The 25,431-nt window shown below is 42.4% G+C and carries 16 protein-coding genes and 1 pseudogene; 2 read left to right on the forward strand and 15 right to left on the reverse strand.

Features of this window, described 5'->3' with window-relative positions; translation table 11 throughout:
* Nucleotides 1-748: 748 nt before the first annotated feature.
* From OCV36_RS11130 to OCV36_RS11140, 3 genes are all read right to left on the reverse strand, one after another.
* Entirely contained in the window at nucleotides 749-1,000 is a 252-nt protein-coding gene (locus OCV36_RS11130) for a hypothetical protein (protein WP_135458988.1), read from the reverse strand.
* A 261-nt stretch (nucleotides 1,001-1,261) separates the two neighbouring features.
* On the reverse strand, nucleotides 1,262-2,983 hold the full coding sequence (locus OCV36_RS11135) for a GTPase domain-containing protein (protein ID WP_135458990.1): 1,722 nt from the start codon (nucleotides 2,981-2,983) through the stop codon (nucleotides 1,262-1,264).
* On the reverse strand, nucleotides 2,983-5,109 hold the full coding sequence (locus tag OCV36_RS11140) for a GTPase (protein WP_135458992.1): 2,127 nt from the start codon (nucleotides 5,107-5,109) through the stop codon (nucleotides 2,983-2,985). Before OCV36_RS11140 ends, OCV36_RS11135 begins: the two co-directional genes overlap by 1 nt.
* A gap of 777 nt (nucleotides 5,110-5,886) precedes the next feature.
* On the opposite strand from OCV36_RS11140, the gene OCV36_RS11145 reads away from it, so the two are divergent.
* Nucleotides 5,887-6,357, forward strand: a complete 471-nt coding sequence (locus OCV36_RS11145) for an arsenate reductase/protein-tyrosine-phosphatase family protein (protein WP_016786657.1) — start codon at nucleotides 5,887-5,889, stop codon at nucleotides 6,355-6,357.
* Nucleotides 6,358-6,725: 368 nt separating this feature from the next.
* Nucleotides 6,726-6,929, forward strand: coding sequence for a hypothetical protein (locus OCV36_RS11150; protein ID WP_016786656.1), 204 nt, complete (start codon nucleotides 6,726-6,728; stop codon nucleotides 6,927-6,929).
* A gap of 829 nt (nucleotides 6,930-7,758) precedes the next feature.
* On the opposite strand, the gene OCV36_RS11155 is transcribed toward OCV36_RS11150, so the two are convergent.
* The 12 genes and pseudogenes from OCV36_RS11155 to OCV36_RS11210 form a co-directional block, all read right to left on the reverse strand.
* Nucleotides 7,759-9,459: a YadA-like family protein gene (locus tag OCV36_RS11155; RefSeq protein ID WP_135458994.1), complete on the reverse strand. Its 1,701-nt coding sequence runs from the start codon at nucleotides 9,457-9,459 to the stop codon at nucleotides 7,759-7,761.
* A gap of 368 nt (nucleotides 9,460-9,827) precedes the next feature.
* Nucleotides 9,828-10,091, reverse strand: a complete 264-nt coding sequence (locus OCV36_RS11160; RefSeq protein WP_135458996.1) for a hypothetical protein — start codon at nucleotides 10,089-10,091, stop codon at nucleotides 9,828-9,830.
* A 59-nt stretch (nucleotides 10,092-10,150) separates the two neighbouring features.
* The gene (locus OCV36_RS11165) at nucleotides 10,151-10,363 is read right to left on the reverse strand and encodes a hypothetical protein (RefSeq protein WP_135458998.1); all 213 of its coding nucleotides are present in this window, start codon (nucleotides 10,361-10,363) and stop codon (nucleotides 10,151-10,153) included.
* Between the two features lie 594 nt (nucleotides 10,364-10,957).
* The gene (istB, locus tag OCV36_RS11170) at nucleotides 10,958-11,698 is read right to left on the reverse strand and encodes an IS21-like element ISVch3 family helper ATPase IstB (RefSeq protein ID WP_135459317.1); all 741 of its coding nucleotides are present in this window, start codon (nucleotides 11,696-11,698) and stop codon (nucleotides 10,958-10,960) included.
* 10 nt (nucleotides 11,699-11,708) lie between these two features.
* Nucleotides 11,709-13,241 (reverse strand): IS21 family transposase, encoded by a 1,533-nt coding sequence (gene istA / locus OCV36_RS11175; protein ID WP_135459315.1) that lies wholly within the window; start codon nucleotides 13,239-13,241, stop codon nucleotides 11,709-11,711.
* A 553-nt stretch (nucleotides 13,242-13,794) separates the two neighbouring features.
* Nucleotides 13,795-14,861: pseudogene (locus OCV36_RS11180) on the reverse strand (IS3 family transposase); the annotation flags it as partial.
* 226 nt (nucleotides 14,862-15,087) lie between these two features.
* The gene (locus OCV36_RS11185; protein WP_123284585.1) at nucleotides 15,088-15,495 is read right to left on the reverse strand and encodes a hypothetical protein; all 408 of its coding nucleotides are present in this window, start codon (nucleotides 15,493-15,495) and stop codon (nucleotides 15,088-15,090) included.
* A 2-nt stretch (nucleotides 15,496-15,497) separates the two neighbouring features.
* The gene (locus tag OCV36_RS11190; protein ID WP_123284584.1) at nucleotides 15,498-17,651 is read right to left on the reverse strand and encodes a site-specific integrase; all 2,154 of its coding nucleotides are present in this window, start codon (nucleotides 17,649-17,651) and stop codon (nucleotides 15,498-15,500) included.
* A 2-nt stretch (nucleotides 17,652-17,653) separates the two neighbouring features.
* Nucleotides 17,654-19,324, reverse strand: coding sequence for a hypothetical protein (locus OCV36_RS11195; protein WP_261887523.1), 1,671 nt, complete (start codon nucleotides 19,322-19,324; stop codon nucleotides 17,654-17,656).
* A 65-nt stretch (nucleotides 19,325-19,389) separates the two neighbouring features.
* Nucleotides 19,390-20,616 (reverse strand): tyrosine-type recombinase/integrase, encoded by a 1,227-nt coding sequence (locus tag OCV36_RS11200; RefSeq protein ID WP_123284582.1) that lies wholly within the window; start codon nucleotides 20,614-20,616, stop codon nucleotides 19,390-19,392.
* A 198-nt stretch (nucleotides 20,617-20,814) separates the two neighbouring features.
* Nucleotides 20,815-23,928, reverse strand: a complete 3,114-nt coding sequence (gene vexH, locus OCV36_RS11205; RefSeq protein WP_054546784.1) for a vibriobactin export RND transporter permease subunit VexH — start codon at nucleotides 23,926-23,928, stop codon at nucleotides 20,815-20,817.
* Nucleotides 23,928-25,025: an efflux RND transporter periplasmic adaptor subunit gene (locus tag OCV36_RS11210; protein ID WP_135458017.1), complete on the reverse strand. Its 1,098-nt coding sequence runs from the start codon at nucleotides 25,023-25,025 to the stop codon at nucleotides 23,928-23,930. Before OCV36_RS11210 ends, vexH begins: the two co-directional genes overlap by 1 nt.
* Between the last annotated feature and the right edge of the window lie 406 nt (nucleotides 25,026-25,431).

The following is a 25,431-nucleotide window of genomic DNA, read 5'->3' on the forward strand; positions in this document are numbered from 1 at the left end:
GTGAGCACCAATAGGCCCACATAGAAAATCTCAAAAACTTCACTTCTGCGTTCCGGAGGAGGATTAATGCTTATCGATATTGAATGTTTCAGGAGCAATAACTGAGGCCACTCTAACAATGCTGGCATTTTCATTAGACGCGACAAGGCCGACAATCTCTCGACCAATTCTTTTAAACTTTTTAGTCGAAAAAGAAAGAACATTTACTTTTCTGGTCGAGATTATGCTCAAATCCTAACTTCGACCAAAAGGATCAACTAATAGAGTGCTGTGTTCGACCATGATAATTAAACCTTTTAGTCGAGTGACTATTTGAATTAACCTCTTGGGTCAGAGGCGTGATAGCTATGAACTGCGTTAGCTTGTTTCTTTGAGGAGGTAGGCTTGCTGCATTCGGTTCTTCGCTTTACACTAATAGCGAGAGCCTCGGTTATCCCTGCTTTATTCTTTGAGTTACTATTTACTGTCTGGCCAGAAGTAATGGTATCAATTTGAATCTAACGTAATTGCAAAGCAGCCCACCGAGGACATACGATAAGCCTAAGGTACTCTCCCTCCCATATTTGGTGATGGAATACCCGGCACCGCACCCAGAATTCAAATTAATGAAAACATTCTGTATGTAGCTGTTATACAAAGCCTGTGGCTTTGTCGTATCTGAAAGTAAGAGCAATTGTGCAAGGACTTCTTGCACAAATTATTTTACTGCCATCTAAATTGATTGAGGTTAAACTGAAGGTTAGCTAGTTTAAAATGGGAAGTGATCTTCTTCATACCCTTCAACCCAAGTTACTAGCTTTTCAAGCTCATCACCTTCGGGTGTGCCTGGTTCAGCCACATCAAACAAGGATTCAATTCTTTTCAAAACGGCTTTATAGTCGCTTTCTGAGGGTTCTAGTCCCACTTCATCTAATGAAACTGTAGCAAGCCCATCAGCGTGGGCAGTATTAGGTGTAATACCCTTAAGCAGTTCTTTTTCTGATAGATTTTTCTTGCTCATAAGTCGTTTCTCGATTCGAAAATGACATTAGATTAGTTTATAACATAATGGACTACTAGCCGTAATGTAGAACCTTATTCAAAACACACAATGGGGCACTTTCAAGCTAGAAAGTGCCAAGGGTAGAAATTCAACCTAAGAAACTCTTGGACAATTCCGTGTTTGGTCATGTACTAATTTAGCTCCACACGGATAACTTTTCGTATTGAAAAATCACTTAGTGCGTTGTCCAGTATTGCTGGTGCAGATCCGTTCGTAACTCTACCCAAGGACAAATCTATCGCGCACATTGTTTAGTTCAGATATCGCCTTTTCAATTTGTTGCCGCTGTTCAATATTCGCTTCTGATGTGCTCTGTAAGTCTTGCAATGCTTCAGAAACATGGCGAATTTCAGTCGTATAGAAAGATGTTGATAACTCATCCATACGTTTAACAAACTCAATTTTCAACTCAAGAAATATTTCCCGATAATTCTTCCTAATATCGCGTCTAGCAGCTATTAGGTCTGCAGCGCGTTTCTCTTGATGAATGTCGTCATTGATTTGTACGATTACGCCGATTAACGCCATAACCGGCCCGATAAACTTCGCAGCTGAGCCAATTTTTTCAGCAATATTAATAGCTTGATAAGGTTTAAATTTGGCGCCAAAAAAGTGTCCTACCTCCAGGACTGCTTTGTGGAGGTTACTGCCCGATGCTGCTTTCATCCCTTCTTTAGCAGTCTTATTGATCGCCTGATTTGATAACCATGAGAATCCTTTCTCTGCGGACTTAAGAGTCTGCTGTGTTTTTACCGAACTCTCATATTTATCGCCGATATTATGCGTTTCAATATCAATATCTGCATTAGCATTAAGTTGATGTGTAGCTTGAAAATGATCGCTCAAAGCGGCTTTGAGTGACTCTGCTAGCGGGCTTGTATCCAGCTCTTGCAGATCAGATTCAAGAGTACTTAAAGCTGAATCGACGATTTTCTCAAGTTTCAGCTGGGTTTGCTTAACTTGAGCAAGAACATCACCTGCAGAGCGCTGCTGTATTTGCTTAAAATCCGCCTCATTGAGGCCATCATCCACTGACTCCGCCAGCTCATCACCAATAAGTAGAATATTTTGCTCCATTTCAGCTAAATTGCCATCAAACTGCTCTTGAAGCTGCTTTTGACTAGACTTTAATATCCTCATCTTTTGCTGAAGCAGTTCAACCAGCGCTTCCTGCGTCGGATCTTCAGCGGCCAACTTGCCTAGTAACTCTTCTAACTGAGTGTGTATAGCGGCTAACGGTGTAGTCACCTTGCCTAGCAAACCTCTCTCTTGGGAAAATTTGTCAATAGCTTCGATAAAGCCACTAAAGTTGGATAGAGCCATTAACTCTGCTCTATCTTCTTCATCCTCTTCTTTTAATGACTCGAAATATGACTCTGCATCAACAAATACAATAGGAAAGTCTTCCGGTATTCTGGGTTCTAAAACCTCAGCAATCCCATTTAATTTGGTCTCCACAGTACCTGAATCGCGTTGAGATTTATTTACTACCAGAAGAATTTCTTTTTCTCTTCCTTTTGTAAAACATAGATCTCTAAATGCAGCCCCAACAACATCGTCAAACAGTTCATTTGTAATCACGTAAACCAACAAATCCGCTTGATCCATCGCTGCAAATGATGCTTCATCATGCTGCTCCCTTTCACCAGCAAGTATGCCAGGGGTATCCCATACAACCAGATCTTTGTAGTCATACTTAGTCACTTGATCGGTTGTCACGCCTGAGCCAATGGGAATGTCATCAAGTCCTGTTAATCCTTTAATTAGAGAGGATTTCCCAGAGCTATATTGGCCAACAAAAGCGATATTTAGCTTTGAATTTTGATACTCGTCTTGATTCGGAAAACTGAGGTCCAGTTCAGTTAACTTATTTCTCTTAGACAAATCAGCGATAAATGCCGATACCATCTGTTTAGCCTGATTAAACTTCAACTCTTCCATTAATGACAAACCTCACTCATTTCATGCATTGGTTTTGCAGATAACTTGATATTACAAATAGCAGCAGCCAACATAATATTGCGCCCCTGCTTTCCAATAATCCGTCCAAGATCTTCTTCTTTAGCAAAAATGAAATACTCTCCATTTTCACCTTCGACTCGAGCCCTATCTTTCCTAAGACCCAACATATGAGAAAGCATCTTTTCTACCGAGTTTTCGTATACTACTCTAACCCGCTCACCCAAAAGTGTCTGCAACGACGAGAGCAGCTCAGGCTCTTTAAAATGATTGGTGACGGTGAAATAGCAAGCGTAACCGGGTTGGCGGACTATGCGTTTAAACTGTGGTTTTTGATACTTATCTGAAGCCACGATATCCATAGACCGCAGCAAGTACCTTTCGTTTATGTCATGTTCTAATTGATCAAGCTGGAGAAACGCTTTTTCGAGAGACTGAATAAACCTCTCAAGCCCAATGCAGACCTCATTTAAGTCCGATTTAACCTGAAGTATCTGCTTTCGTTCGATATCCTTGTGAAACCATTTTGTGATTTCTTTAATCGAATTATCCCGTTGCACTGCTATTTCATCACGAATCTCTTTAGTTCGACTACGCTTTTCCATTTGTAGCTTCTTGGTTTTTGAATCAGAGAACATTTGAAATAAACCAAACACGAAGCCTGCCGCTGCTAGCCCCCAACCAATGGGATTCCAGCTATTTGCAAAAGCAATGGCAGAAAGAGCACCCAGCCCGGCTGCTGTCCAACCATTCATGCGTTTATAATCGAAAGGATCAAATGACCTTTTACTTCCCTCCATATTGAGCTTGCCACCAAGCTCTATATTCTTAGCCATATCCCGATTGAATTGTTCAAGATCAGCAGCAAGCTCTTCAGCTATATTATTTGCCACATTTTTGCAGTGTTCTTTTAAATCAAAAGAAGCAATGTGATCTTCAAGTCTATTGCCAAAATACTTAGACTGAATATTGTCATCAACAAAACTTGATATTGACTTCATTAACGGAGCAAAAGCGCGTCCGACATCTTTTTCAATCTTGTCCGGCACCCGTTTTGACTGGCGTTCGTGCCATATATAAACACGCTTCTGGGTATTAGCATATTCCTTGAGCAGCCCTTTCACTGATTCTTTCTGGGAACGAATCAATGTCTCAAGATCATCCGTATGGGTTAATGTCGAGCCTAATAGCGTTTGAACTCGCCTAGCACGGCCTTTATGCGTAATTTCATCTGTTAATAGCGTCAGAAGATTATCCATTCGACTGACTCGATAAAGATCTTCTTTTTGATCGCTATAGGCTTCCTGAGTCGACAAAAAAGCTGCTTGAGCATGTATAGGGACAATATGGATATATCTTGGGTTCATCCCCAGCTTTGCAGCTTCATTTCGCAACCTTTCCTTGTGTCCTTCCAAGTCTGAAGCATTGTAGATATAGCTATCGGGATCTTTTATCGCCTTTTTTCGATGAACATTCTTCTCCAGGTTTTTCTTCACGTTCACAACAAATATTAAAGGCTTGTTCAGCTGATAGGCGTATTTCAGCTCGGTAAATGTTGACTCCTGAATACTGTCATCGCTGAGTAAAAAGAGAACCACATCTGATTGTTCAAGAATGCTGCGTGCTATCTCTGTATCTTCCTCACCGTTATAAGCACCAAACCCTGGTGTATCTATAATACGAAGATGATTCCAGTCATACTGACGCACGTCTCGGGTCGTTCTTTGCGCCCCCATCCCTATAGTTGATCCATCCCCTCCAGTGATGGCTTCACGTATAGTGCTTTTACCCGCCATAGTGCGACCAAACAACATAACGCTAAAGCTTTTTAGTGACTCTTTCTGCTGTTCTAAAGCCTTTGCTTGCTTAGCCCTGAGCAACTCATAACCGGCACCCAAGCTGCTTTGAATATCAGTCAATCCCTTTGCCGCAACCTGATCCTTGGCGGTAACTTGTTCTGCCTTCCATGCAATATCGTTAAATTCATTGTTTAGGTTGTTAACAATTTGATCGCAACGCTTACTAAGCTTTACTGCCGCTTTGAATTCTTCCTGAGCAATCTTTTCGCAATCCTTCAATGCTTTGCGATAAGCATCCAGCTTCTTCATATATCTATTCTCACAATGAATAAGTCACTCAATTTTGTATGCTTAACGATTTATAGACGGATTTTTTCCGTCTTTGTATTCCGTCTATGCTGCTGCCATTAATTATGAAACTCAACTGGTATCGACCTGTTATGTGAATCGGCATGTAGTTATGGGGGGTGAATTACGGAAAAGTTCCGGACAAGAGATCAAAGTACGGATTAGATTAACTTGATCTATTGGTCTATTGGTCTATTGGTGTGCTGGTCAGGTGTTCCGTTCGCAGGTTCTGAGAAGGTTTGAGGCATTTTTGATTCAGAGTAATTTGTGCGCAGCCTGTTACACAAATTGGGAAACAGCCTGTTTCACAAATAAATCTCATGATGGTTTCATGCGTTCTAAACACGTATTGGGGTACTTCTGCGTTACGAAGTGCCAACTGTGAAGGTTCTGGACAATTTCGTGTCAGTGGCTTTTCTAAATTAGCAACTCATGGATAACTACAGATATGGAAAATCACTCAATTTAGTGTTCTATATTGTTGGGTCAGATCACTTGTGATTTTTCATATACTCGTACAGGAATGGGTGAGCGTGGTTTCTAATTTAGCGATTGGCGCATTATCTGAGGTCTTGAGCAATCTCTAAATCTAAATCACAGGCCCAATTCACCGAACTACTTCAGTTATGAGTTAAGCTCTTAGCTTCTTTTGTGTCTAAAAGTCATCACCATGTTGAAAAGCTCCTAAAAATATCTATGTTTAATATACGATATTAATTTGTAAGGATTATTTTTAGTATGAGTACAACTCCTATCAACATTCTGTTTGTTTGCGTTAAAAAAGGCGTAAGAGCGGCTATCGCTAAAGCAATTGTAGAGCAGCAGTCTAATGGGATGGTACAAGCAACTTGCTCAGGGTTTGAGACTGGAGGAACACCCCAAGCTATCTTAGACGAATTGTCTAACTTACTTTGTGTACCTATACAGACCGAAAGCAAAACTGTTTTTGAATACAAAAAGACAAAAGAAAATTTCGATTACGTGATTACGCTATGTGACCAAATAAGTATTGAGCAGTGTAATTTGTTTGTTGAATGCGTAAACGTGGTTTATTCACACATACCAAACAAGCTTCGCTGGAATATACCCAACCTTGGAGCCGCCCTAGAATTATCAGGGAATGACAGAACCATGTTTGTAAAAGAGGTCGTAGAGCAAATAACCTTTGAAGTGTCGCAACTCGTTGCAAACACTCAAGTAAAGAGCTGAACAACTTCTCATGTAAGGCTACACCTTAAGCTGCTGAAGCAACAACAAGGCTAGTGTAAACATAAGTTGAAGATGTTACTTATCCCAGTTACAAACGGCGCATAGTACTATTAAGTTACGGGCTTCATTCAACGCGTTCTTTCTGCCATCACGTTTCCGTACCTTACTATCACTACAAGTGTTAAATCCCGTGATAACAGAGCCTTATCTTTTCAAAGTCACACTTTCGATGTTCATCCGAAAATAAACTACATTTTTTTACAATCTAGTCTACTGTTAAAAACAGAAGGGATTCTTCTAACAACGTCATCAACTGGCAATCAGAACACAAAGATTCTGTCGCCAAGGCTAAAAAGGGACACACTACTATGGTTTTACAATCATGCCGCATCACTCTAACCAATCAAAGCATCTTTATTTGTCAATCAGTCGAGCATTCTCTTGATCTTCTTGAAGCTGAATTTAACAATGGTATTTCTAAAGTTAAGATCGATGCTAGTGATGGTTATGATATTCACTCCTATCATTTTGATTCGATTGAGGAATCTATTGAAAGCCTCATGAACCTCTAAGACGGACGACCGCCATAAACTAAGTCTCTATATTTCAAATAGGTGTTTATATAAAGCCTATATCAAGATATATAAAATGTCGCTTAGCGAAGTGTCCAGTCTGATTGGACATTTCAACTTTGTGCTTACACACATCATGCCGCCCATAATTGATACCTTATGATTTTTAGATTTCACATGAATTGTATCTGGGGAAATTCAGGTTGTCTAAAAACGCTAACATGTTGCCGAAACCAATAATGGGGCAGAACTGAGCTAGCAGGCACTTTTTAGAAAAGTGCCATGAGTAAAACTTCAGGTCTATCAAGCCTCTGGACAGAAACGTGTCAGCGAGTTTCCTAAATTAGCATCTCACGGATAACTTCAGGTATTGCAAACCTCCAATCAAGTGGCCAAATTCACTCAGCCACTACACTGGCGCGCACAATTGGATCTCGATTCATAAACCCTACGTTGTAGGTATCAAGCATAAACTCATTAGAAAGGACATACACTTAACCAAGAGAGCTTTTAACCTTAATATCTACAATCTTAGTTATTGCTGCGTGAAGATTTTTTAGTCATGACCCAGTGTCTGGGATGGAGATCTGATGAGGGAGCCAGTTCCACTCTTGCAGGAGTGGAACTGTGGTCGATAATTAAATATGGTCAGCTCGACAACCCTTAAGGGTTATCTTGCTGGAAGCAGTTGTACGCACTAACTGCCTAATTGCATCTGAAAATCAGTATGTTTGTATCCCCCATAACTTTGCGACACAACCTATTTTTGCACACCTATAGACAAGAAAAAGGGCTACCCAAAAGCAGTCCAGTTCCTTACCGAGAATTCTTAGAATTCGTAACCAACACCAGCCCCAATGCCAACGTTCTCTGAACCAGTTTCGTAAGCTGCGTTAGCTCGAACTGTTAGATGATCATCGAAGCGGTAACCAGAACCAACTGCGATTGCTGATTCGCTATCGTAGTTACCCGCGCCTGCAGTAACAGAGAACTTGCCAACTGAGTAAGGCATTACTAAGTTAGATGTAGCCATTGCCATTGCACCAATACCAGCTGTTTGTTTAGCTTGCTCTTCTAAATCAGAACGCAGATCTTTAATGTCAGCCGTGTTTTTGTTGATATCAACACGGTTCTGGTGAATATCTTGAGCGTTGTTCGCAATCTGAGTTGTGTTAGAGCGAGTTTGCCCACGAACCGCATAGATATCATCGTAGTTAGACTGAATCGCATGAGCGTTTGCAGTGATTACTTGAGCCGCCTCATTACGAGTGAGCTGATTGCTTTCCGCGTTAACTTCAGTTTTTGATTCGTTCTGTGCAATACCTTCTGCATTGATAGCAATATCACTTGAGTTTTTGCTTGCTGAAGATTGAGCATTTGCTGCAGCCACTTGAGCATCTAAACCAATCTGAGTATTGCCTTCGATATCTTTTGCATTGTTAGCAATGTCACTTGTGTTTTTGCTTGCTGTAGATTGAGCGTTTACCGCAGCTACTTGTGCGTCTAGTCCGATCTGTGTGTTATCAGCAATAGCAGTTGAGTTTGAATTAATGCTATCAGTGGCACGGCCAGCGAATGCTTGGATCGAAGCCTCAGCTTTTGCAGTGTGGTCGTTAGCAGCGGTAATCGCGGCTGTATTTGAATTGATGCTATCAGTTGCGCGACCCGCAAAAGATTGGATCGAAGCTTCGGCTTGTGCAGTGTGCTCATTAGCCAAAGCAATGTCACTTGAGTTTTTGCTTGCTGAAGATTGAGCATTTACTGCAGCCACTTGAGCATCTAAACCAATCTGAGTATTGCCTTCGATATCTTTTGCATTGTTAACAATGCCACTTGTGTTTTTGCTTGCTGTAGATTGAGCACTAGCCGCAGCTACTTGTGCGTCCAGTCCGATCTGTGTGTTTGCTTTGATGCTATCAGTTGTGCGGCTAGCGAATGCTTGGATAGAAGCTTCGGCTTTTGCTGTGTGGTCGTTAATAGCCGTGATGGATTTATCCATCGTAGCAATTGCGCCCAATGCATGCTGACTATCTTGTTCGGCTGTGTGAATTCTTCCACTTTGATCGTTGATCGTCATTTCTTGATTTGATAAACGTGCGTGATTCTCGTCAATCGTTTTTTGCTGATCTGCATTATCTTGCCGATTCTGCGCTGACATTTGCAAAGCATGCATGGTTAATTGATTACTAGCCGCTTTGTTGTCGTCCATTTGGCTGTAAATTGCGCTTTCATTTACGTGAATCTGTTGTTCTAAATGATAAATGTTATTTGTATTGGACTTAACGCCATTTTCAACAGAATTTAAAAGGTGCTGATTTGAAGCGACCTGAGCATTTGTTACTTTTAGATGGCTAGAAACCGTATTGATTCCTAGATTTGCGTTATTGTTAACGCCTTCAATACGTTGATTTGTTTGATCAAGTTTGAAATTAATTCCGCCGATATCGTCGGCATTTGTCGCCATTGCAGGAGCAGAAAGGATTGCAGTGATAGAAGCAGTAAGTAAAGTTAGTTTAGCTGTATTTTTCATAATATATATTATCGCCCCACTTAAATGTTAGAGCTTATGCTCTAATGGTTTGCCGGACTATGCTCTTAATAAATCGGCAATTCAAATATTTTTATTTCGAAGAAAGTGGATATTTTTTAAAAATGGGATTTCTTTGTAAGACATCCACAATTAAGTGATTAAAACAATAGCTTTAACACTGTATTATTGGGATAAATCGCAGAACTCATTCACTACGTAACTCATATTTCCATTTAAATATGATTCAAATAAATAAAAAGCCTCTTGCTATGAAATGTTATTTTTCATTTTTGACCCCACTTCCAAATAACCTTTTTATTTAATGCCCTACGTGCATATCTAATTTGATCTTTCACCTCGGACACGACTTAACCAAAACCAACCTTTCTCTTGAACTTGGCGGAACCAAGTATTTCAAAAACCGCATCAGAAACGATGAGCGGACTGGTTTTATTCGGCAAAATACTCTGAAATTTATCGAGGAATGTATGGGGACTTTTAGGTGCGTTGTATTGGCCATATTCAAAAACTTGTTCAAAGATTGTGGTGGCTCGACCATCAAGTACAACGGATGCTCTTAAAGTCATATAACGAAGTTGTTCACGAACATCAGACCAATCAAAAAGGAGCACAGGGCATGGGTGGATCCCTGATATTTCTTTTCATATCATTGATAGATAAGGTTTTTATTTTATTTCTGATAATTTCCAAGCAGTGTATCAATGCGTCTAATCGTATGCTTTACCGTGGTATTGATTTCCAATTTTTGACCTAGTTTAGTCAGCGTTAAGTCTGAGCCATCAAGTACACTTCTCGTAGCAAGCATCAGAGAATTAACGCGTTTTTTTGTGAACGGGCGAGCATTGGTTTTTTTGGTTTTCTGTGGGATCTGAGTGTCGCGCATTGTTAGTCCACTTGTTCGAAATGTGTGTTTAGCGATATTCATTAGCTCAAAGACGGCGATGCGCGTCTACCTCATTGTTTTACGCCTAATTATGAGGGGATTCGCAAGAAGCAGGCGTTAGACGAATTTTGATTTGGAGGTAAATATAACTATGTATCAATGGACTGAACTAAAAGATGAGTTTAATCCTGATGGTAGTTCAGAAATATTGAAAATTTAAATGTTTATGAATAAAAATAATTCATTATCCATATTAAACCTTCTAGGTATAAATTATAGCTTATACATGGTAGCAAATTATTAGAATCACCTAATTAATTTAGTTTAATAAAAACCACAAGAGATGGAACCAATAATTCGTCATATTTGGTTAACTAACTAAATTAAGATGAATTATCATTCTTATTGATGCGAAAGTAGAGATCGATGTATCCCATCGTGATCTAGATAATGAGCCTGACTTTAAATTGTTAATTTTTTGTTTTTATTAAATTTATCGGAGGCATTAAAGTATATGCGTATTTCGGTGATTGCGATCGCTCGTTTCGGTTTATTCCGATCACCTGATCCTACCGTTTTTCTCTCTTCTTATTTTTACTCTAAGTGATCGGATTGCGCCAGTTTTCTCATTGACTCACCTCCCAGTTCTATTCTATGACTATTGTGTACTAACCGATCCATTAGCGCGTCCGCGACGGTGGCGTTGCCGATCATGTTGTACCACTCCCTTACAGGTAACTGGCTGATGACGATTGTGCTGCTGTTTTGATAACGCTCTTCCAGCACTTCTAATAAGTGACCCGCATGCTCTTGAGTGAGTTTTTCCATCCCCCAGTCGTCGAGGATCAGTAAGGTTTTCTTAGCCAGCGATTGGAGTTGCTTTTGATAGCTACCATCCAGACGACCAGCGGTCAGGTCGTCAAGCAAGCGAGTTAATCGGTAGTACTTAACCGTTTGTTGTTGGTCACAGGCGCTGGTTGCCAGTGCGCAGGCAAGATACGTTTTGCCTGCGCCTGTTGGGCCTGTAACCAAGATGTTCTGGTGTTTGTATAGATAACTGCCCGTCAGAAGTTCGCTCATCTGTTTACGATTGAGGTTTCGTCCCTCCTTATAGATGAGTTGGCTCGGCTGCGCATCTACTCTCAGCTTGGCTTGTCGTTTTAAGCGTTGGATTTTGCTCTGATTGCGATTCAAGATCTCGCTTTCCAGAAGTAGGCTTAGCCTTTCCTCGAAGTCCAGTTCTGCGTAGGTGGTCAGTTGCTCTTGCTGCTGCTCTAATGCTTTCGCTACATGGCTCAAGCGTAGGGTTTTGAGTTGGTCGTTCAGTGCATTCATATCCTTTCTCCTAGTGATAACTGTTCGGGCCACGAACATTGCTATGAACAAGATTTGGCGTACTCGTGTTGTCTTTACTCAGTTGTCCTTCACGATTGTTTTTCAACAAATTGCTGATGAAGGTGTAATTGGATTTTGTCAGCATCAGCGCATCTTTACAGGCTTGCTCTAGGCGCGATTCGCCATAGGTTTTACTGAGGCTGAGCAAGCCAAGGCAGGAACGATAAGACTGCTCTGGATGAGGCTTGGAGTTCAGCATCTTATTGACGACTTCTCGTGTGGCTGGGCCGATATTGGCTCCCCAGCTAAGCAAGCGCCCTGGCGACCACTTCTGATGTTGATGGTTGCTTGGCATGTGCTCTGGTTGGGTGCTGTTTCCTCGCTCTCTTTGGCTACGTGGATGCTGGGCCACCAAGTTACCTTGATGGTAGATCTGCACCAGGCGATTAGAGGCTTCCAACTCGACATGGTGACCAACAAGTTGATGGGGAACCGAGTAGTAATGACGGCGATATTCGATGTGATAGTCAGGGCCAACTTTGGCTCGTTTAGTTTCGGTATACAGGTAACGCTGCCTAGGCAGTGGCTTTAATGCAGGTTTGTCGAGTTTATCGAACAGCGCTTGGCGGCTGGCGCCATACTGTTTCATCTCACGCTGATTTAACTCATTCATGAGTTCACGGATGGCGAGATTCAACTCTTTAAAAGTGTGGAAGGCTTGGTGTCGCAACCGCATCATGATCCAGCGTTCTACTAGGAGCACGGCATTCTCTGCCTTGGCTTTGTCTTTCGGTTTGTAGGGGCGAGCAGGCATCACGGCTGTTTGATAGTGATTAGCCAGCTTTTGATAGCTGTCGTTCAGTCTCGGCTCATAACGATTGGCTTTGGTGACTGCGCTGCGTAGGTTATCGGGAACTAAGAGTTGTGGTACGCCACCGAAGTGTTCGAACGCATTCGCATGCGCCTCTAACCAGTAGGGCTTCCCTTGGCTGGGGAAGGCTTCAACATAAGTGTAATTGGACGCGCCTAAAGTCGCGACGAACACCTCCGCTTCGCGCACTTCGCCTGTGTCAGGGTTGACCACCTGAAGCCGAGGCCCACAGTAATCGATAAACAGTTTATCACCTGCAACATGAAGCTGGCGCATGCTGCGTTTTTGGGTTTTGAACCAACGAGTGAAGTGCTCGCAGAACTGAGTGTAAGCGTAAGCTTGCTCTTGATATTGCTCATGATACTCCTGCCAGAGCAGCATCTTTGTCATACCTTTACGCCTGAGTTCGACTGCGTATTGAGTGAAGTCTGGCATAACTTTATCTCGACTGACTTTCTTGCCGTGATACAGCGTCTGTGTGAGATCTGCATCGCTGCAACTGTCGGGTAGAGGCCAACCAAGTTGGCTTTGTTTAAAGCGAGTAAGGAGTTCTGATACGGTGGACGGGCCGAGTTTAAGGCAAGAAGCGATACCACGATTTGAGAGACCGCAGTCGTATTTAAGGCGTAATACCTCTTTGATTTTGTTCATTGGAGTTCTCTTTTTGGCCATTGTCGCTTCCTTTCCTTCTTGTTTAAGAAGTAAAGAATAGCGAGCTATTGATTTAAAAGAGAAAAAGGAAGGATTTCGGCCATTACGATCGCGGTTTTCGCTATTCCGATCACCGATTTCGGAGTTTGACTAAAAGTGATCGGATAATCGCGGAATCAGTGATCGGTTTAAACCGAAATGGGTGATCGGATAATCCCGAAATGACTGATCGGAATGCTCCGAAATATGCAGTATAAGGTTCCTCTTACTCATGAGTGCATGCAAGAGCAGGTCCGATTAAGCTATGGTGATGAATTCGTATAACAAATAAGGATTAATGTGTTGTGTAGCCAACACTGAATCCCGAGTGTTGAACAAGCCCGAAACCACTTTATTAAGTAAATTGTACGATTAGGTTTGAAGGGCACAGCGCCGTGAGGTTTTTCTCAAGGCGAGCGAGACCAAGATAAGGTTACGATAGTAATCTTATAAGTAAGTTAACCCATTTTCTGTTTCTTTTGTTGTCACGTCTCTTCTGATTTCGTCAATGCCATTCTCCTTATTGATGTAGTGGTCAACAAATTCCGGACACTGACTTAAGCCGATTTTCGGCATTTACTGGCGACAGCCCATCATTTGCTTGATGAGGCCGTTGCCGATTATAGTAACTCATCAGGTAATGGCTGATGTCTTTCTTAGCTTGAGCTTGTGTCAGGTAACCTGTTGCTGGTATCCACTCGGTTTTCAAGCTTCTAAATAGCCGCTCCATGGGAGCTTTGTCCCAACAATTACCACGACGACTCATGCTTTGAGTTATACGATATCGCCAAAGTCTTTGGCGATATTTACGGCTGCTATATTGGCAGCCTTGATCTGAATGGAACATCACGTTCTTCGGACATCCTCGTTGCTCCCAGGCCATCTCCAAAGCTTTAGATACTAATTCAGTATCGGGCTTATCGGATAAAGACCACCCCACAACGCGTCGGCTAAATAGGTCAAGCACTACCGCTAAATAGGTCCACTTCGAACCTGACCAAATATAAGTAATATCGCCACACCAAACACGATTCGGAGTACTGACAGAAAACTCACGCTTCAGTAGATTTGGAATATCTGGCCTTTCTACTTTTGCATGTCTATATCGATGCGAACCTGGCTGTTTACTCATTAAATCAGCTTCACGCATTATCTGGCGAACCTTGAATCGTCCGGCTTTTATGCCTTCTTCGCTCAGCATCGAGACAAGAGTACGGCTGCCAGCAGAGCCTCGACTCATGTTGAAGAGTTCTTTAATTTGGCTAGCTAGACGAATGCGACTGGCATCCGGCTTGCGTTGCTTAAACTCGTAGTAACAAGACGAAGCTACGTTGAACAGTTCGCAAAGCATTTTGACCGATTCATGCTCCCTCAACTTGTCTATTAACGAGAACGTTCGAGTTCGTCCGACATTAAGAGAGCGGTGGCCTTTTTTAATATGGATTTTTCTCGTTCTAGCCGGTTAATCCGGGCTTCTAACTCTTGGATTTTCTTTTGCTCAGGCGTGAGGGCTTTAGCCGTTGGAGTCATCCCACCTCGCTCAACTTTGAGTTGGTCGACCCATCGCCGTAAAGCCGTTTCACCTACGCCCATAGAGTTTGTTGTGGATTAGAAAATTTAGCTACATTGTTGGATCTCTAGGCATGAGGAAAAGTAAGGCAAGTTGCAGGGTTTGAAACTGAGTTCAATCCCTCTCTGGCTCACAATGGGGCAGAAGCGTGTTAGCTAATTCACTCCTCCAGACCTGACATTACTCAAAACAGATCAGACTTTATTAAAACTTAGCAAAATTTATTGTCCGTCGACATTTGCCATTTCAGGCTTTTGATTACACCTTCAAATTCTTCACGCTCGTCGAATTTTTTCTAGTTTTGGTTTTGTAGCGATGTAACTCCCAAGTCATTTGGGCCACCTTATCTGCCATGACAACATGCTCCGACTCTAACTGCTCATTCTTAGTTTTGAGCCTTTCGTTTTGCTTCAACACTTCCTGATATTTATCCTTTGAAACCTGAGCTTTTGACTTATTTTCCTTCGCCTTAACCACACCTACTTTCTTTGGATCTGAAAGGTACTTTTCTTTTTCTTCAAGCACCCTCCCCAACAACTCAGCATGATTCTTCAAAGAGCCGTTAGCCACACCCGCACGTTTTTCGACAGCGAACGGACTAATCTTTTTCCCTTCCTTCAAAAGTGCTTTAAAAGCGTTCTCTAGCTTTACAGCTACCGCTGCCATGCTTATACCTCTACTCTATATTTATCAAATTCAATGCCGTGATCTGACATCACCTTTTCAGCCGCCCTAATGTCATTAAGCTGAGTGGCTAAAGAGCTTTTATTAAACAAATTCATCTCTTTCATCTTTTCAATTTTAGCTATACAGCCCTCACGTCTTCTAACCCAATTCTCAGCTTCTCTTTTATTGACATTGAGGTTTTCACAATCTCGACCTACACACTTAGAAGACTCAAATAAGTGATTCATACTGCACGAGTCTCCTGCGAAGCAAGTACCAAAACCTGTTGATTTATTTGCGCCTTTTGTCTTACTGACCAGTTCATTAAACTCAGCAGAACTTTTTACTCCATCACCCTCAAAGGATTGTATGTATCCACCTGACTGCTCCTCAGGGTGCTCAATAATATCCTTCATGTAATCATGATGTTGTGCATTATATTGCTCTTCAATCTGCTTCTTGATTTCTGCTGGTTTTTGTATGCCCATGAGCGTCAAAACTTCTGAATGACTGGCATAAATGGCAGTCATAGATAGATTAATGTGCTTGAACTGATGTTTTAATGATGCGAGTGATACCAAACCATGCCCAACAGCAAAATGGGCAAATGTTCGTCTTAATGAGTGAGTTGAAACGTGCCAGTACAATTCTCCACTACCATTCTCTTTGATAGGGTAATATCTCTTTGGCACGACAGAATTTAATAGGTTATACAGTTCATCCATTTCATCTGGAATATAACGAATATCAATGTATTTGCTATAAAGCGCCCATAGACCCCTAATGTTAACAGTGTTTAATACTGCATCTTTTTGCTGGCGCTTTATATTGTCACCTCTGCCACCTAAGCCATCAAATGTAAACCGAGGCGCGAGGTGAATATCCCCCGATTCTGAGCGATAGTGGTCATTGAGTACAGATAACACCAACAATGCTTTTTCACAAATTGGTGCACACGCCCACGTATCCTCACGCGCCAGTTTTTCTAGCTTATTCGTCCATGACCGCATCGTACACAGTGTTATGCCATCAATATCGACCTCTTGGTATGAGGTACTGTCAATTTGTGTTAGTTCACTGTTTCTCATGCCTGTAAATGCTGAACACGCCCCAAAACATGCGCCTCGAATAACGTTAAACGCATTCACTGCCTGCCGTTCTGTAATGCCATTGCTTTTGGCATATTCCTTTACGTCCAACAACGGATTCTCTTTCTTATAAGCTTCTAGTACCGAGCGATGCGCTTGATTGCGATAAATCGCTTCAACCCCATCCTTTGCTTTTTCCATAAAATCATTAACGAGTTCATTTTCTGAGAGCTTGTTGAGTTGAGCCTTTTCTTTAATATCAACGCCAGTTGTCATCTCCTGATATAGCGCTTTTATTTCAGCGCCACTATCAATACTTGCCACCAATACGTTGTATTCACACTCAACATCACCATCAAAATCACGGCCATTTAAGAACTCTGTATACGCTGATTCCACGTCATTAATGATACGAGATAAATACTGCTCATAAATCACTGGAATTACTGTGGGGTGGTGCCCTTTGCCAGAGCCAGCAATTTTCTTTGCTAGACTTCTGGCTGTTTGCCCCTCTTGATATGGGATTTGAAAGCGATGAGATTCTGGAAAATACTGATTAACTTGTGTAAAGACACTCAAGGCATCTAGCTTATTTGCAATTGTTTTCTCTGCTTGGCCTTTCAGTGATTCGACCAATTGCGAAAAAACAATTTCATTGTTCAAGTAGCCAAAAGAGTCAATACTTGTGTCAAAAAACATTCTTAATGTGTGTTCAGTACAATGCTGTACTAGCCTTAAGCTCTCAATTTTACGAAAAGTATCAGCTCCTTCAACGTTCAATAACGCCCCTTTACCTCCCCATATTAACCAATACATTCTTTGTTTAAGTTCAATAAGTAGTTTGGGGTTATGCTTGGCACTTTGAAACGCTAGTTTGTACTCTGACTCAGATGCCTTTGTGGTATTAAATAAATCATTGAAATCCCAAGCATCATCCTCAAAGTAAGAGACTGGGCTACCATCTTTGTTTACACTTACCACGGTACGGTTCGTCGGCACAGGGTAGTCTGTAGTGGTTGGTAACGAATACTTATCAAACAAAGCGTGGTCGTGACTAATACTGAACATAGTTACCCCTTAAAGACATCTGAAATGGAATCTTCATCCCACAAAGGGTGACACCCTTGACGTTTGAGATAGGCTTCTGCTGCCTTTAGGTTGCGTTTTTTAAAGCGTTTTTTGATTTCTACGATGGAAGATTGAACCTCACTGAAGTTTTTAATGAAATGCGTTAAATCATTATGAGCGATTAACGCCTCTTTGAACCTCAGTTCAAAGGAAAGAAAACGCCAAATATCATGAACCTCATCGACAACGGCGAAGTTACGACACATAAAGCATTTAATGACATATCCACATCCCAAATCCTTTACATCGTCTTCTTCTAGCAACCCTGCATCCACATTCGTCTTTTGGAATTCACGTTTCTGAGGTGTGTCCTCGCCCTTACAGATACCACCATTGGATATATCATCAACAGTGTGCTTAGAGGCTGTTCTAAGTGCATCAGCCTCTTCAACGGATAAAACCTCACAATATTTAGCCTTTGTCTTTGCAATAGCGACCGTAGCGCCACCTGTCGGGTTCTGCGCATAAGCGTATAATGTCGCCCCGCCTACCGCCAGCTCTCTCCTTGCGATGGCCTTCGAGTTCTTGCCATATCTCGAATTATTCCAAGTGCTTTCTGATTGGTTACGTGAGCTTTCCATTGCTCCCGTCCGACCGTATTGACTCTCTGCATACTGCTTAATCGAGGACTTTAACCGCTCGAAACCAAGCTTAAAGTTTGGGTTGTTCGATACGGCCAACTTTAACGTTGTAGAGCGCTCTATCAATCCTTTAGCGTATCGATACAAGCCCATGGAGCTCGGTTTTTCACCGCTTCTGCGAACAAACAAGTAATGTTTATCCAACTTTAAATCTTCTGCGTTAAGTTTTGATAATTGAATGTGTTCTTCAAAAAAGGTTTTTGATGCAGCCCTTGGGGTAAATGAACGTGTTTCTTCTTTGTAACCACGAGTTTTCAAGCCCTTAACGGAGATGCGGTTTCCACCGATGTTATCGACTTTCCATTCATCTTCTAACACAAAGGTATTTAGAGCCTCTGTCAGACCTGCCGCCGTGTAATAGATGTATAGAAATACGGCATTATTTATTAAGCTATCAAACGCCAACCTTCTTTGAGAATCGCTAATAGATTCGTCCAGATAACACTTATTGAGCGCTTTTCTATCGGATAGAAGAGCGCGACCTATTTTCTTTAACTCTTTTTTGGTGTAGTTGTTCGAATCAAGAGAAGCAGAGTTAGTGTCAAGGTTTCGAAGTGCCTTGGGAATCACGCCCAAACCGAATTTCTTGAGCATCGAGCTGTATTTCGATGCCTCCCACCCGAGGGTTTTGGCCTTTTTAGGTTTGCCATGCAAGCCGACACCTGTTGTTCTTATTGAAAGCCACTGCGCTTGAATGTGGGCACTGGCGGATTCAGCGGATAACTCAACCTTTTGCTTTCCTTTCTTCTCATTAAAGGCGTGTGACAATATCGCTCTTATATCTCTAAAATACGCTACTTTCCCAGACTCAGCCCATCCAGACTGGTCAAACTTGGAGATAAGGAAACGAACATGCTTCTTGGTGCTGTATTGCAGTAATTCTTTAAAATCACAGGTAGTATTCGTGCCGTGGCCATTTTTCCACACAAACTTCCATTGATGAATCGTTGCTAACGGGTTGTCCGATTGCATTTCATCCGTTGGGATAGAGCGATAAATGCGAGCATTTTCTGGCTTGTTAACATCTATGTTATCGGTCATAAAATGCCATCCTCATCCAGTAAGTTCATCATTAATTCAGGCACTTGATTCTTAGTTGGATTTCCTTCCCAATGCGTTAGATAGTGCATGGTGACACTTAAGTCTTTATGACCCGCTTCATCTTTGAGTAACTTCAATGCTTGGGAGGTTGTGATGTCATCCATGTTAACCAAAAGCTCAAATTTATTGGCGAGAAAAGTGACTCTTGTATCATGAAAAATATGGTCAAAATGCGGATTACTGTTCTCTTTTATCGCATTTCGCAATTTACTCCAGAGGGCGTCGATTGAGTTTGATTTTTCGTTTTCTTCTTTAAATCTATTGCCTTCTTTAGTGATGAAAATAGGGGCATCTTCATCACCTGTATTGTAAAAATACAACCTAGCACGTTCCTTATATCGCTCACTCTCACAGTATTTAGATAACTGCTTCATTAGCCACACTGGCATTGAAATCACTCGATTTTTACCACCCTTGGTTCGGCAGCCGTGAGAATTACCAATCTTAATGTTGGTGAACGTTTTACCCCTAAACCCCTTCGGCACTTTCACATGGCGAGGTTTTAAGTCAGCAACCTCTATTGCTCTTAACCCTGAATTGATAGCAGTTGCAACGAGTAACCTAAACTCACCAGACACCCCTGCACGATGCCAGTTGTCTCTTATATGCTGAATATCCATATCATTCATTGGTGTTAACGTGGTTTCCTGCTTCGGGCTGGTAATGGTTATGTCTGTAAGCATCTGACCATATTTGGTGTAACCCGTTACTTCAAAAGGGAGGTTTTCAACATAACCATGTCGCAGACAAAACACATAGAATCTTCTAGTCACGGACAAGGTTGTTGAACCTACACTGCGCCTCATATTGCCGCTGTCAATTTGCTTATTTAAGTAAGCTCGGAACAGATAGATGGGATAACGTTCAAGCTCTTGATTTTCGTCATTCCAGTTGAGATTGTTCTTCCCTAGAAACCTAAAGAAACGAAGTAAAGCATAAGAGGTAGGCTCAGTGTTCTTTATACCTTCAACGATACGACGACTCAGGATATAAGCGTTAGCATAAAACTCAGGCTCACCCTCTGAGGTAAACAGTAATTTCACACCATCGAAACGCATAGGTTTGTGAATAGAGAAATCAGGCTTACCTCCTGAGATATCTTCTTCAACATCCCCAATCTCTATCTCTTTACTTGTTGCAGTGAGATGGTAATAGTGATCCATAACAGCCTCTTCAAAATCAATCTAATTTTAGATTAGACTAACAATCTAATAAGTTCAATTAAAAAGGGAGTGACTATTACTCCCTCACAACAACTTATTAGATATGTTGGCTGTAAAAAAGCCTGCAATTCGCTAGGAGCAAACGCAGGCTTTTCAATATTGTTACACTATTCCATGTTCATTAGCCGTGCGTGTTCATTAGCCGTGAGAGCTTCTACCCACGTTGTCATGGCTCAGCTCTTTATTTAGAACCGCTTCCACATGGCCAGGTGAACGCGTCGTACCCGAAACCAGTCGATACATCGCAGGGATAACGAACAGAGTAACTAAGGTCGCAAAGCCCATACCAAAGAAGATAACCGTACCCACAGCGACTCGGCTTTCATAGCCAGCACCTGTCGAGGTAATCAATGGAATCGCACCGGCTAGCGTCGTAAACGCCGTCATCAAGATTGGACGTAAACGTCGAGCCGAAGCATCAATGATCGCCTTTTCAAACTCAATGCCACGGTCACGAAGTTGGTTAGCAAACTCCACAATCAAAATACCGTTTTTGGTTACCATGCCGATCAACATGATCATACCGATTTGGCTGTACACGTTAAGACCTTGGCTCATCAACACTAAGCCTAAGAAGCCACCGAAGATACCCATAGGAACCGTGAACATCACGACTAACGGGTTGATGAAGCTTTCAAACTGCGCAGCCAATACCAAGTACGCGACCAACATCGCTAGCGCAAACACCACTAAGATACTCGATTGGTTCTCTTTGAAGTCTTTTGACTCGCCAGAGTAGCTTACCGAAATATCACCTGGCAGTTGCTCAATCGCTTGCTCGTCAAGGAAATCCAGTGCATCACCCAGTGTGTAACCTTCCATTAGGTTGGCTTTGATGGTCACCGATTTTTGCTTGTTGTAGTGCGATAAACGAATCGACGACGCGACTTCTTCAATGTGCGTCAATGTATCTAGTGTTACTAGCTCACCAGACCGAGTTCGCATATAGATTTGGCTTAAATCATTAGCATTGTTAAAGCTGTTTTCATCACCACGAAGGTAAACATCGTACTCTTCGCCACGATCAACGAACGTAGTTTCGCTGCGCCCGCCAAGCATGATTTCTAACGTATCTGAAATATCCGAAACGCTAACGCCTAACTCGGCTGCACGTTGCTTATCTACGGTTACCAATAACTCTGGTGTTTTCTCCGAGTAATCGATGTCCGCACCTTCCATCATTGGTGAATCTTCAGCCGCTTGCTTTAACAGTTCGCCCCATTTCTGAAGCTCAGAGTAATCAGAGCCACCCAGTACGAATTGCACAGGCTCACTTGAACCACCTTTGAAGCCCGGCATGAACGGGAATACACGTACATCAGGAATGCCATTTAAAGATTTACGAACTTCGTTCAACGCTTCCTGAGCGGTCTCTTCACGTTCGTCCCAATCTTCCAGGATCATGATAACGAAGCCCGTTTGGTCACCCGCATTACCACCAAACGCTGGTGATTGGATGCTGAATGACTTCAAGAAGCCTTGACCAAGCAGCGGCATTAAGCGTTCTTCGACGATATCCATGTTGGCAGACATACGGTTGTAACTGGTTGCATCGGCACCACGAACAAATGCAAATATAACACCGCGGTCTTCTTGCGGAGTCAGTTGTGAAGGCACTTGTTGCATTAAACCGTAGCTACCTCCCATACACGCGAGAATAATAACAGGGGCAGCCCATCGCCAATTCAAAGCACGACGCAGTACCGCTTTATAGCCAAGTTCTAACTTGCCAAACACACGTTCGATAAATAGGTTGAAACGATTCGGCTTAACATTCGCTTTTAGGATCTTACTGCCTAACACTGGTGTTAGCGTCAGTGCCACCACCGACGAGAAGATCACCGACATCGCGAGTAACACTGAGAACTCTGTAAACAGAAGACCTACCATGCCATCCATAAATGAAATTGGTAGGAATACCATCACTAGCACTAACGTAGTTGCGATTACCGCGAAACCTACTTCACGCGTCCCTTTATAGGCCGCAAGCAGTGGCGACTCTCCACGTTCGATGTGATGGAAAATATTCTCGACAACCACGATGGCGTCATCTACTACTAGACCAATCGACAGGATAAGTGCCATCAGGGTAATCAGGTTAATAGAGAAACCGAAGTAGTACGCGGCAATAAATGACGAAATCAAAGATACCGGAACCGTCACCGCTGGAATAAGTGTCGCACGAGCTTGGCCAATAAAGACGTAAAGCACGAGGATAACCAAACCACCCGTAATAAAGAGTGTGCTATATACCTCAGAGATCGAACGGTCGATAAACACCGTTGAGTCATAATCAACAGCCAAACGAGTCCCATCAGGCAGGAACTTCTGAATCGCCTCAACTTCTTTATGGACTAAGTCAGCAACCTCAAGTGGGTTCGCATCTGACTGGGGCACAATCCCCATACTAACGTTAACAATGCCGTCACTCTTAAACGTCGAGTTTTCGTTTTCTGCGCCAATGTACACATCAGCCACATCTTTCAAATAGATAGGTGTGTTATCAGACGCACGTTTTACGACTAGGTATTCGAAATCTTTGGCTTCAGTGTAAGATCGTGCAGTACGAACCGACATCACGATCGCGTCATTACGTACTTCACCACCTGGGCTTTCAATGTTCTCATTATTTAGCGCTGTAGTAATATCAGAAGCAGTAACGCCACGACCCGCCATTAGGGCTGGTTTCAGCTTCACATACATTACTTTGTATAAGCCACCAGAGATATCCACCGAACTCACACCAGAAATCAAACTAAAGCGGTCAATCAATACACGCTCTGTGTAATCGGTTAACTGAGTTCGGTCCATTTCTGTTGAACTTAAGTTGATGTAAACCGAGGCTTCACCACTGCCGTTGTTCTTATAAACAATCGGATCATCTGCTTCATCTGGCAATGAGCGCTGAGCACGAGCCACTGCATCACGCACATCACTCACCCCCGTATTGAGGTCGTAACCAAGCTCAAAGGTAATAGTGATACGCGACATGCCGTTACGCGTCGTGGATTCAATTTCATCGATGCCACTGATACCGGATAATTGGTCTTCAAGATTGGAGGTAATCTGGCTTTCAATGATAGTGGCCGACGCACCCTCATAACGAGTACTGATCGACACCACTGGACTTTCAATATCTGGCATCTCACGAACAGCAAGTTTATTAAATGAGACAATACCAAACACAACCAAAAGCAGGCTCAATACGATAGCCGCTACTGGTCTCTTTACAGAAACATCAGATAACAACATTAGTTCGTACCTTCTTGTGCTGCTGTATTTCCATCAAGGTTAGCTGTATCGCCCTCAAGTTTAGCGGGGCGATTAACGGCTAACTCTTGAACCAAAACACCGTCACGCATGTTAACGATACCTTGCACCACGATCTTCTGACCAATCTCGATGCCTTTCTCAATCACGACTTCGTTATCGATACGCGCACCTAAGAACACCTCTGTTCGGGTTGCTTTGTTATCTTCGCCAATCACATAAACAAAACGTTTAGTGCCCGAGTACTCCAAGGCTTGGACTGGAATAATCGGTGCTTCTACTGGTGGGAAGTCCATATCAGCCGCGACTAGCATGCCCGGCTTTAGGTAATCATTGTTGTTATCGAAATGAATTCGAACTCGCAGGTTCAAAGTTTCAGCGTTGATACGAGAATCAATGCCTACCACTGTGCCAGTGAACTGAGTATCGCCCCAGGCACTGGTGTGAGCCGTTACTTTCATGCCTTTAGAAAGTTTAGAAAGGTAGCGCTCAGGAATTTGAAGATCTAACTGCATCACAGACAAGTCATCTAAAGTCACGAGTTCAGTGCCTGCTGTCACCATTTTACCGCGGCTAAAGTCGATAAAACCGACAGTGCCAGAGAAAGGTGCGCTGATGTGTAGATCTTTAAGGTTGGCATTCGCAGCAGCTAAACGTGCATTGGCAATTTCAACGTTGGTTTTCTGAGCGTCAATTTCAGTTTGCGTAATCGCATTACGTTTCACTAGTCGTTGGAACTCCGCTAGCTTACGTTTTTCGTCTTTTAGGTACGCTTGAGCCTCTGCAACCGCGGCCTTGGCTTTGTCATCATCTAATTGAACCAACATCTGCCCTTTAGTGACGTCTTGGTTGGCTTTGATGTTGATAGAGTCAACTCTACCAGCCACTTCAGAAGTAATGATCACAGATTGTTCGGCTTCTAACTTACCGACCAAAGAAAGAGACTGACTAACTTGGTGAATATCAACCTGCTCAGTAACAACAGTAACAGTACTTGGGCCCATGCGTTTTGCGAGTGCGGCTGGAGACGCCATAAGAATCGACAAGCTAAGCAGGGTTAAAACAGATTTATGCTTCATAATAATGGTCTGCAAGTAAGTTTGTACCAATCACAGTGAGTAAGTGGTCAGAAATAGCGTAGGGAAAAGGCTTGAGAACAAGGCAGAATTTTCGATAAGTAGTTATCCTACAATCAAAAATTCTAACGCAGTTATCGAGCATTTTAACAAGCTAGAATGACAAGTTACTTACTACGATTGGTATTATTATCTATAAATGAAATTAACCGTATTCTATCAACTGATGAATGCTGTAACGTCAAGAAGTGTAAATCTAGGTTAAATTCCATTTACGTTTCTTCGCCAATAACACAAACCAAACACAATACAGAAAGTCAGTTACCTCAAGGTGTTACCTGTCACTACGTAAACCTGAGCGTAGGTGTTCACTTCACGAGCAATATGCATACTTTTCGCCATCTTTGCC

It is taken from the genome of Vibrio echinoideorum, from assembly GCF_024347455.1.
Taxonomy (GTDB): Bacteria; Pseudomonadota; Gammaproteobacteria; order Enterobacterales; family Vibrionaceae; genus Vibrio; species Vibrio echinoideorum.

Excerpts from the sequence above, each read along its gene's own strand:
- OCV36_RS11130 (WP_135458988.1), bottom strand. The coding sequence starts at position 1,000 with ATGAGCAAGAAAAATCTATCAGAAAAAGAACTGCTTAAGGGTATTACA.
- OCV36_RS11135 (WP_135458990.1), bottom strand. The coding sequence starts at position 2,983 with ATGGAAGAGTTGAAGTTTAATCAGGCTAAACAGATGGTATCGGCATTT.
- OCV36_RS11140 (WP_135458992.1), bottom strand. The coding sequence starts at position 5,109 with ATGAAGAAGCTGGATGCTTATCGCAAAGCATTGAAGGATTGCGAAAAG.
- OCV36_RS11145 (WP_016786657.1), top strand. The coding sequence starts at position 5,887 with ATGAGTACAACTCCTATCAACATTCTGTTTGTTTGCGTTAAAAAAGGC.
- OCV36_RS11150 (WP_016786656.1), top strand. The coding sequence starts at position 6,726 with ATGGTTTTACAATCATGCCGCATCACTCTAACCAATCAAAGCATCTTT.
- OCV36_RS11155 (WP_135458994.1), bottom strand. The coding sequence starts at position 9,459 with ATGAAAAATACAGCTAAACTAACTTTACTTACTGCTTCTATCACTGCA.
- OCV36_RS11165 (WP_135458998.1), bottom strand. The coding sequence starts at position 10,363 with ATGCGCGACACTCAGATCCCACAGAAAACCAAAAAAACCAATGCTCGC.
- istB (WP_135459317.1), bottom strand. The coding sequence starts at position 11,698 with ATGAATGCACTGAACGACCAACTCAAAACCCTACGCTTGAGCCATGTA.
- istA (WP_135459315.1), bottom strand. The coding sequence starts at position 13,241 with ATGGCCAAAAAGAGAACTCCAATGAACAAAATCAAAGAGGTATTACGC.
- OCV36_RS11185 (WP_123284585.1), bottom strand. The coding sequence starts at position 15,495 with ATGGCAGCGGTAGCTGTAAAGCTAGAGAACGCTTTTAAAGCACTTTTG.
- OCV36_RS11190 (WP_123284584.1), bottom strand. The coding sequence starts at position 17,651 with ATGTTCAGTATTAGTCACGACCACGCTTTGTTTGATAAGTATTCGTTA.
- OCV36_RS11195 (WP_261887523.1), bottom strand. The coding sequence starts at position 19,324 with ATGCAATCGGACAACCCGTTAGCAACGATTCATCAATGGAAGTTTGTG.
- OCV36_RS11200 (WP_123284582.1), bottom strand. The coding sequence starts at position 20,616 with ATGGATCACTATTACCATCTCACTGCAACAAGTAAAGAGATAGAGATT.
- vexH (WP_054546784.1), bottom strand. The coding sequence starts at position 23,928 with ATGTTGTTATCTGATGTTTCTGTAAAGAGACCAGTAGCGGCTATCGTA.
- OCV36_RS11210 (WP_135458017.1), bottom strand. The coding sequence starts at position 25,025 with ATGAAGCATAAATCTGTTTTAACCCTGCTTAGCTTGTCGATTCTTATG.